Raw genomic sequence first — 8,103 nt, 5'->3', positions numbered from 1 at the left:
CCAGCGGCCCCAACGCTTCGCGTTGCCCGGCGAGTCAAGGGTTCGGCGTCGTAGAAGAACCAGTAGGTCCCCTGGTACGTGCCTTGCGGCTCCTCTGTGGCCAGCAGGCCGCCGATGCCGCCGGCGCCGTGGATGGGGCGGGACAGGTCCAGGCCTTGACTCGCCGCGGCAGGTGAAACCTGCGGGTTGCCGCGCAAGCCGGCCCGCGTTGCGGGCCGCGTGGTGTCAAGGGTGCAATTGTGATCGGTTGCGTTGTCGCCGTTTTTGAGCATGAAGCGCTCCGGTCGCTATTTGTCGCGGGTGATGAAAATGTACAGTATGGATGACTAGTTGTCAAGTCATTTGAAACCTGGGGTCCATTGGGGGGCCGTGAGAGAAGCGGCGGCACTTCTGGCGGCTCACCCGGTTGTGGTGAACGCAAGCCGAAAGCAGACCGCTTCAGCGGTCTTTCGGGAAGGGCAAACAAGCCGGCCGTTTTACGACTGGTTCACCGTCGGCCAACCATCCTTCTCTGTGTTGCCCCATCGGCCCGTTTTAACGGGCCTGTCAGGCAAGCCCGTTGAAACGGGCTGAGACCACAGAAAGGAAGAAGAACCGCAGGCGACCACCGACCGGCCGTATGAGGGCCGGCCTATCAGCCCGCCTTGGGCGGGAAAACCCGCTGAAGGGGGTTGGTCGCCCAACCTGGACCGGTCGGCATGCCCGCCCGGACGGTTACGTACCCGCCGCCATCGCACCGTGGCCAGACCCCGCAGGCAGCCCGTGCGCATGCCCCGCGCAGCGCGGGCGATCTTGTCAAATCGCGGGGATGAAAAACAAGATGGGATTCACGGGAAGGGTCTGTCCTTTCGCGCTCATCGGCTTGTCTGGCCGAGATTCTCCACAGGGGCGGGTGATGAAGGCTTGCTTGCGGTGCGGTCGAACCGGTTGCGGAATGTCACAAGCCTTAGGCATCGAATGGCAAGCCGATATCCATGCAACGGGTTTTGGTCCTGAGCGCTGGAACCCTACGGCCAGACATGTGTGCGGCTTGCGCGTGTTTCTGGATCGCAGTACGCTTGAGTTGCGGCCCGCAAAAAGGCGGTTCGTCTTAGCTTGCCGGTTTATGAAACCAGGGCGGCCCGCCATGTCGAATCGTCGAACCGCCCTGGGAATCTTTTATCTCAAGGATCGACGCGCCGCAGCGACAGACGTCAGCCGCGAGCGTCTGAGTAGATCGGCAACTGCTGGCGCAGCAGTTGGTGTACTGCCTTGCCTTCTTTGATGACCTGCTCGGCCGTCTTGCGGTACAGGGCCTTGATCTCCTCGAAGGGCATGCTCTTGATGGCCGCCGGGTCCTTGGTGCCGTCCTTAGCGTTGGCCGCGATGAACTTGGCCATGGTACTGGTTGCCACCTCGCGAATGAGCTGCCAGAGTTCCTTTCCTTCCTTGGCTGCGGTGACGCGGCCGAGGGCGATGGACATGGAAAGGATGGCATTCATGCCCACGGCGGCCTTCCTCTGCATGACGCGTATCTGGTCGTTGACAGGTGCGTTCGGTGACAGCCAGCCGAGCTTGATGGCCTCAGCCTTCTCCAAGGCCAGAAGTTCGCGGTCGATCTCCTCAAGCGTACCCAGTTGAGCAAGCGTTCGGCCGACAAAGGCTCGTCCGAGGATATTCTCGATGTGGGCAACGGCCTCCATACAGCCCTTGCCGTCGTATCGCTGGACCTTCTTCCAGAGCGCCATCAGCTCCGGATCGTTCTTGGACTCGATATCGGCGAGCCTGACGTTCTTGGCGAATCGGAGCGTGCCATCATCCAACTTCTGGAACAGCGAGGGGTGTTTTCTCGTGACTTCGCAAGGAACGATCATGCTGTCGATGTAATGGATCGCCTCGTCCGAGCCGGTCGAGGCCCCGAGCGGAGTCGATCCCTTGAAGCGAAGCGTGCCGGTCTTGCCGAGGAAGACGGTCGCGGCCGCCGACGGTATACCGGTGTTGGTGGCCTCTTCGGTTCCTGTAACCATTTCGATAGCCAGCACGCGGAGCAGGAGTCTGACCATATCAAGGTCGGTCGCCCCGGGGGCCAGCTCGACATCTTTGCGGCCGGTGAGCGTGGCGACCAACTCCTTGAGAAGCAATTCAGCCTCCTTACGTTCCTTCTCCGAGATCTGCCGTTTACCGGACTGGGCCACGGCGAGGATTTCCATGACGCGTCCATATTTCTGGAGGCGCTCGGTGTTGGCACCGCCACCGCACTTCATGCCGACGGCATCCAATGCTGTTGCGATGTCGGCCTCGAACGGGTCGTTCGGGGACTTGGACCGATGTGAGACGATCAGTTCGGCGCCATAGGCCGTAGCGGTCAACATGGCCAGGATCGTTTCCGAGAGCGTACCGATCTGGTTGGCCTTGATCAGGGCGGCGTTGATCTCGCCGTTCTTTGCGCACTCTTCAATGGTGCTGTCCTTGGTGGTCACGAGGTCGTCGCCGATGATGAAGATCCGATCACCCATCTTTTCCATGATCAGTTTCCATCCGGCGTGGTCTTTCTCACCAAAGCCGTCCTCGATGGAGATGATCGGAACGCCGTCCTTTTCCATGGCGTCGCGGTAAAGCTCCAGGATTTCGTCGCGGCTCATGTCGACCTTGTGGGCGTCGCGCCAGAAGCGATACATGCCGACGGAGTCCTTTTCGCCTTTTTCCTCGCGATAGGCCTCTTCCAGCGCCGAAGCGGCGGGGTCGAGGGCGATGGCCACATCCACGCCGGGGACGTAGCCGCAGTCGAGAATGGTCTGTTTCATCATGCGCCACAGCCGCTGTTCGGGAACCCGGTCGGTTGGCTCCTTGTCGATGTAGGCCGACAGCCCGCCCTCCGAGCCGATACCCATGACTTTGGCACCGGGGGCCGATTCGATGACCTCCTTGAGGCGGTACTGAAGCCTGACGGTCATTTCCTGGGCCTCTTCGAAGGTCTTGGGCGACAGCGGGATAAACATGCTTTCCTGCATGCTGATGTTGCTTTCGGGATACTCCTTCTGGGTATGAAGCCCGCCCATGCCACAGTTGCGCCACTGCCAGGGCGTGGTCACCTTGCTTCCATCGGCCAAGGTGACGGTCTGCGTCCGGGTTGTGATCATTCGTTCCTTGAGGGCCTTGGCCTTTGTCATCCAGCTCTCGGCCGTGATGGCCACGGCGGCGCGGGCGGCTTCTTCGGCGGCGCGCTGCTCGCGCATCCTGAATTCCTTGAGTTTGCCGCGGTCGGCCAGGAAGCGGTCCAGCAAGCCGACGACGCCGGGCGCGAGGAAGAACCGCCCGAGGACGATTAAGACGTTGTTGTCGGGGGTCGATATCAAGCCCAGGAAGATGCAGATGACGGCGATCGGGAGGCAGATTGCAGCCAGCCAGCCGCTCCAGACGGGAGCGGAAGCCGCAACCGCCAGGTTGTACGGGGCGTCGGGCACATAGTTGCCCTCTTCCTTCTTGACGCCCTCAAACTTGCCCCAGGGGATGAGCAGAATCATCTTGAGATACCAGATCGCTCTTGCCACGCCGCTCTTTTTGAGCATCTCTTCTGCGTATTGCTGCGAAGACTTGTTCAACGCGGTGAGTTTCGCGGCGGTCAGGTAGTGACCCATCTCGTGGATTGCGATGCTGATATGCCAAGACAGGTACAGGATGGCCAGCGAGATGAGTGTCTCTGTGCTGGCGAACATGAACCTGAGGACGTCGCCTTTTCGAGCCGCCCACTCAGGCACGCTCAGCACGGACGAAATGAAGGCGGCATGGAAGGAGACCAGCTTGTGGTTTGCGATGACCCAGCCTCTTTCCAGGAATCCGCCCACCTTGTCCGCGGCCGGCCGTAATGCACGTGCTGCGTTGTTGCCGGTGCAGGAGCTGGAATCTCTTCTTGTTCGTCGATGTCTGCGTCTCCCATTCCCTGAAACCATCTCTGCCATTTGAATGTTTCCTTTCACCGTTGTGTTCACCGTCTTGTGAAGGTCAGTCACGTCAGGATTCAGCAACCGTCACACACTTCGATCTTGCTTGTCCACTCTTCCAATTTCAGCACGGCTTGTTCGGTGGCTGATCGTGCTGAAGGCGGCCCGAAAGCTGCCCGGGCGAGCGTCATCTCACCGCACTCGGGTTTGCCGGCGGGCATGCATTTGGCTCGGGAGGACTCCTGCCTGTACGCAACGTGCCTTTCCCGATCAGCAGTCAGCCCGGTCGACAACCGATGCGCTTTCCATTCATCTATGCGGGGATCGCGGATGTTTCTCGCGACGCCCTGCCGCGGGGCAGAGGGCATACCCGGAGTGCGCCAGGGCGTGCCGCGCGGCCTCGCCACACCTGCCAAGCGGGCGTAATCTCCTACCACGGGGGGTGGAGGATGTCAAGCGGTGGCAGATGTAGCGATTGTCCGGGGGTGCGTGACCGTCTGGGCGGGCATGCGGACCGGTGCAGGTTGGGCGATCAAGGCCGTTCAGCGGGTTTTCCCGCCAAAGATGGGCTGATAGGCCGGCCGTTGTACGGCCGGTTGGTGGTCGCCCGCGGTTGTTCTTCCTTTCTGTGGTCTCAGCCCGTTTCAATGGGCTTAACTGACAAGGACAGGCCTGTTAAAACGGGCTTGATGGGGTAACACAGTGAAGGGGTGAATTGGCCGACCGTGAACCAGTCGTCAAACGGCCGGCTTGTTTGCCCTTCGGGAAAGACCGCTGAAGCGGTCTGCTTTCGGCTTGCGTTCACGACAACCGGGTCAGCCGCGTGGCGTGCCGCCGCTTCTGTCACGGGTCCATTGTCCGGTAGCGGGTCAGAAATGTGTCGTGTCCCGAGCACTTCGGGGGTTGTTGGCAGTCGGTCCTGGCGTGACGGTGCTCAGCCACTTCGTACAGCATGGCCGAAATCCGACACGGGGCAAATACCGGATATCGCGATCGCGGGGTCGTGTGGTTGAGGTTGTGGATGGCGGACATCGCGCGCGGGCCCGTCCTGGAACGGCGCCCGGCCGGATGCACTGGGTGATGGCCGGGCCCGCGACAGCCGTGGTCAACGTGGTGGCTACCTGTTCTCGTCACCGTTCTGTTTCCGGGTTGCCGCGCCGTCTGGTGCGCGGCAGGACGCGCGTTTTTTCAGCTTGAACGGGTTATTTGAACGCGTCTACATAATAGGATTTGTCTGTATGTGTCGACTTGTCGGCTCGCTCCTTCGAGGCAGTGCCGATGGGCGTCAGTTCGACCTCGCGGAATTGACCGGACGAGTCCTGTTTGAGGACGATCCGGCACTCGGCGTCGCCGATCGTCTCCTTTGCCGTCAGGTATTTGACTTCGGTCTTGTCCGCTGCCGTCTGCGGGGATGATGAGAAACCAAAGGTCGCCATGTGAGAAACCTCCAAGATGTGCGGTTGCGCTTCACCTTGCCAGGTGATGCGCCGCCCGGGGCGGCGGGAGTATTCCGCGCCGACCCCTGCAGGACCAACGACGGGTGGATCGCAGGTCCCCATATGCCTGATGCCATTCTCGATCGTAACCCGGTGTTCCCTCGCCGGGTGATCTTCGCAATCATCCAGAAGGCGACCGCCTCATCGCGCTCGCGTCGAGCAATGATCCGCTTTTGCCGCGCTCGGCACCTTTCCGGCGGCTGACTCTGTCTGGAACGGACGCATTCGAAGAGCCGTAGAGCCTAAGGCGGACCGCCTTTTTGCGGGCCGCAACCCAAGCGCACTGGGATCCGCAAACATGCGCGTAAGCCGCACAGATGTCCAGCCGTAAGGTTCTAAGCGTAGTATACAGGCAGTTGGCCGGTTGGACAAGCGAGAAGGACGATTTTGGACCGGAGTCTTCGCTTTGGCTGCGTTGCAGAGGACCAGCGACAATGCGCGGGGTCGAGCGGGCTGGACGGCTTTTTGGGTGCGGGTACGGAGGACCGATTATAGGATTCTCGTGGGATTCTAGTGGACGTCGGAGGTCATGGTCGATACAACGAGCCAGAGGAGGATGGCCGGTCGGGCCGCCACGCGGTCATTGGCTCTTGGCGGAGTGGTCATAGCACGGCGATGTTCCATGCAGCCTCGACAACACTTGGGTCCGGCGGGTTCGTGTTTGTCCTGTTCGTCGTGGCGGCCGCGGCGCTGGGGATCTTCGGTTACCTCCAGGGTCAGAAGCGGAGGCAGGAACTGGAGGCGATGGCCCGTCAGCGGGGCTGGAGTTTCAGTCCAGACCGCGATCCGGAAATCAGCTATCGGTTCGGTTCGTTTCCTTGCCTCGAGCGGGGGGCAAACCGCTATGCCTACAACATCATGGAGGGGCAGGAGCGCAACTGGCGCATCTGTGGCTTTGACTACCACTATCGGACGGGGAGCGGCAAGAACACGCATCACCACCACTTTTCGGCGATAGTGGTTCACACAGGGTTGCCGCTTCAGTCTTTGTCCATACGGCCGGAGGGAATCTTTGACAGAATAAGCGAGTTTTTGGGCTTTGACGACATCGATTTCGAGTCCAGCGAGTTTTCCAGGCGGTTTCATGTCCAGGGCCCCGATAGGAAGTGGGCCTTTGACGTGCTTCATCAGGAGACGATGGAGTTCCTCTTGTCGATGCCCGCTTTTTCGATCGAAATGCATGGTCCTCATGTAATGGCCTATCGATCAGATCGGTTCAGCGTCAGGGATTACGAAGATGCTTTGCAGGTTCTTGTGGGCATCCTGGATCGGTTGCCGCGATACCTGCTTCGCGAGATGAAAGGGGTGGACTGATGAACGGGATGCTTCTGGCAGAGAACGGGGGCCTTGTTTCGGTGTTGATCGGCGGCGGCTTGGTCCTATTCCTGTTGGTCATTGTTGCGGCGATGTACAACGGTTTAGTGCGGGCAAGGAATGCCTGCGACGAATCGTGGGCGGACATCGATACCGAACTCCGACGGCGTTATGACCTGATTCCGAATCTTGTTGAGTGCGTGAAGGGCTACGCGGTCCATGAAAAGGAGACTCTCGAACGGGTGATCAAAGCGCGAAACATCGCGATGGAGAACCACGGCTCGCCCGAATCCCAGGCCAAGGACGAGAACGTGCTCGTGGGGGCCCTCAGGCAGGTCTTTGCTTTGGCAGAGAGCTACCCGCAACTGAAGGCCAACGAGAACTTCTTGCACTTGCAGGAGGAACTGGCGAACACGGAGGACCGCATCCAACGGTCAAGGCGGTTCTACAACGCCAACGTACGAGATCTGAACAACCGAATTGACGTGTTTCCGTCAAATCTGATCGCATCCAGCTTCGGCTTCGGCAAGCGGGAGTACTTCGAGATCGAGGATGCGCTGGTTCGCGAACCGGTCAGGGTGCAGTTCTGACGGCGCGTGGGGCGGTGGGTAGAGGGCGGCGAACCGCCATTTCGAGCATAACTTCTGATATCATATGCACTTAGTATTTCATGAATCGGTTGTATGCCTTGTGACGCCCACCCGGGACGGACAAAGGTCTTCGATGGTCCGAGAACGGTCGGTTCCTTGGCCGCTTGCATTTGGATGGCCGAAACGTAAGCTAACAGGTCTAGGATCCCTGTAGACAGAGAACGCGTTGAGGACGGCGCCTATGAAGGACAATATTCATCCCAAATACGTGGATTGCACGGTTACTTGTGGCTGCGGGAACACATTCAAGACCCGCTCGACCAAGCCCGAGCTGAAGGTCGAGATTTGCTCGAATTGTCATCCGTTCTTTTCGGGGCAGGAGAAGTTTGTCGACAGCGCAGGCCGTGTCGAGCGATTCACGAAGAAGTTCGGCGGCAACTACTTTACCAAGACCAGGCAGGAGAAAGCCAAGTCTAAGGCCTAGCTTGCGCACGGTGGAGCCGATGCCGCTACTTTGGAGGCGCGCATCGGCGGTCGTGCGGCCCGCTTGGCGCTGTGTTATATCCATCCACCTCGGATTGACAGCGAACGCAGGTCGCGATCAGTCCGGGGTGTTTTTTTTCGGGGCTTGGCCGATTGTTTGACTGCGGCCTAAGGCGGGCCGCAACCCAAACGTCTGGCGATCCAGAAACATGCGCGCAAGCCGCACAGATGTCTGGCCGTAAGGTTCTAAATGACCAATGCCGAGATCCGGATGAACAACGTCGAAATCACAATGACTTA

General features: G+C 59.9%; 7 protein-coding genes. 3 read left to right on the top strand and 4 right to left on the bottom strand.

The annotated features are described in order from the left end of the window. The 3 genes from PLL20_20770 to PLL20_20760 all read right to left on the bottom strand — a co-directional run. Positions 1-272, bottom strand: a 272-nt coding sequence (locus PLL20_20770; protein ID HPD32434.1) for a hypothetical protein, incomplete at its 3' end; no start/stop codon positions are given. Between the two features lie 921 nt (positions 273-1,193). Beyond that, positions 1,194-3,938, bottom strand: coding sequence for a hypothetical protein (locus PLL20_20765; protein HPD32433.1), 2,745 nt, complete (start codon positions 3,936-3,938; stop codon positions 1,194-1,196). Between the two features lie 1,184 nt (positions 3,939-5,122). Beyond that, positions 5,123-5,356 carry a hypothetical protein gene (locus PLL20_20760; protein HPD32432.1) on the bottom strand — a complete coding sequence of 78 codons (234 nt, stop codon included), beginning with the start codon at positions 5,354-5,356 and terminating at the stop codon, positions 5,123-5,125. 717 nt (positions 5,357-6,073) lie between these two features. On the opposite strand from PLL20_20760, the gene PLL20_20755 reads away from it, so the two are divergent. The 3 genes from PLL20_20755 (at position 6,074) to rpmE (ending at position 7,804) form a co-directional block, all read left to right on the top strand. Next, entirely contained in the window at positions 6,074-6,730 is a 657-nt protein-coding gene (locus tag PLL20_20755) for a hypothetical protein (protein ID HPD32431.1), read from the top strand. Beyond that, a complete protein-coding gene (locus tag PLL20_20750; GenBank protein HPD32430.1) occupies positions 6,730-7,320 on the top strand; it encodes a LemA family protein in 591 nt (196 codons plus the stop codon). The genes PLL20_20755 and PLL20_20750 overlap by 1 nt, the downstream gene beginning before the upstream one ends. 241 nt (positions 7,321-7,561) lie before the next feature. Beyond that, positions 7,562-7,804, top strand: coding sequence for a 50S ribosomal protein L31 (rpmE, locus tag PLL20_20745; GenBank protein HPD32429.1), 243 nt, complete (start codon positions 7,562-7,564; stop codon positions 7,802-7,804). A 117-nt stretch (positions 7,805-7,921) separates the two neighbouring features. Here rpmE and PLL20_20740 read toward each other — a convergent pair. After that, on the bottom strand, positions 7,922-8,103 hold a 182-nt coding region (locus tag PLL20_20740; protein HPD32428.1), incomplete at its 5' end, for a hypothetical protein.

The sequence above is a fragment of the Phycisphaerae bacterium genome, from assembly GCA_035384605.1.
Taxonomy (GTDB): Bacteria; Planctomycetota; Phycisphaerae; order UBA1845; family PWPN01; genus JAUCQB01.
The sequence above is the reverse complement of the archived record's forward strand: the minus strand, read 5'-3'. Positions and strand labels throughout refer to the sequence as shown.

What these genes read in the sequence shown, in the direction of transcription:
- PLL20_20765 (HPD32433.1), bottom strand. Translation starts at nt 3,938, where the DNA reads ATGGCAGAGATGGTTTCAGGGAATGGGAGACGCAGACATCGACGAACA.
- PLL20_20760 (HPD32432.1), bottom strand. Translation starts at nt 5,356, where the DNA reads ATGGCGACCTTTGGTTTCTCATCATCCCCGCAGACGGCAGCGGACAAG.
- PLL20_20750 (HPD32430.1), top strand. Translation starts at nt 6,730, where the DNA reads ATGAACGGGATGCTTCTGGCAGAGAACGGGGGCCTTGTTTCGGTGTTG.
- rpmE (HPD32429.1), top strand. Translation starts at nt 7,562, where the DNA reads ATGAAGGACAATATTCATCCCAAATACGTGGATTGCACGGTTACTTGT.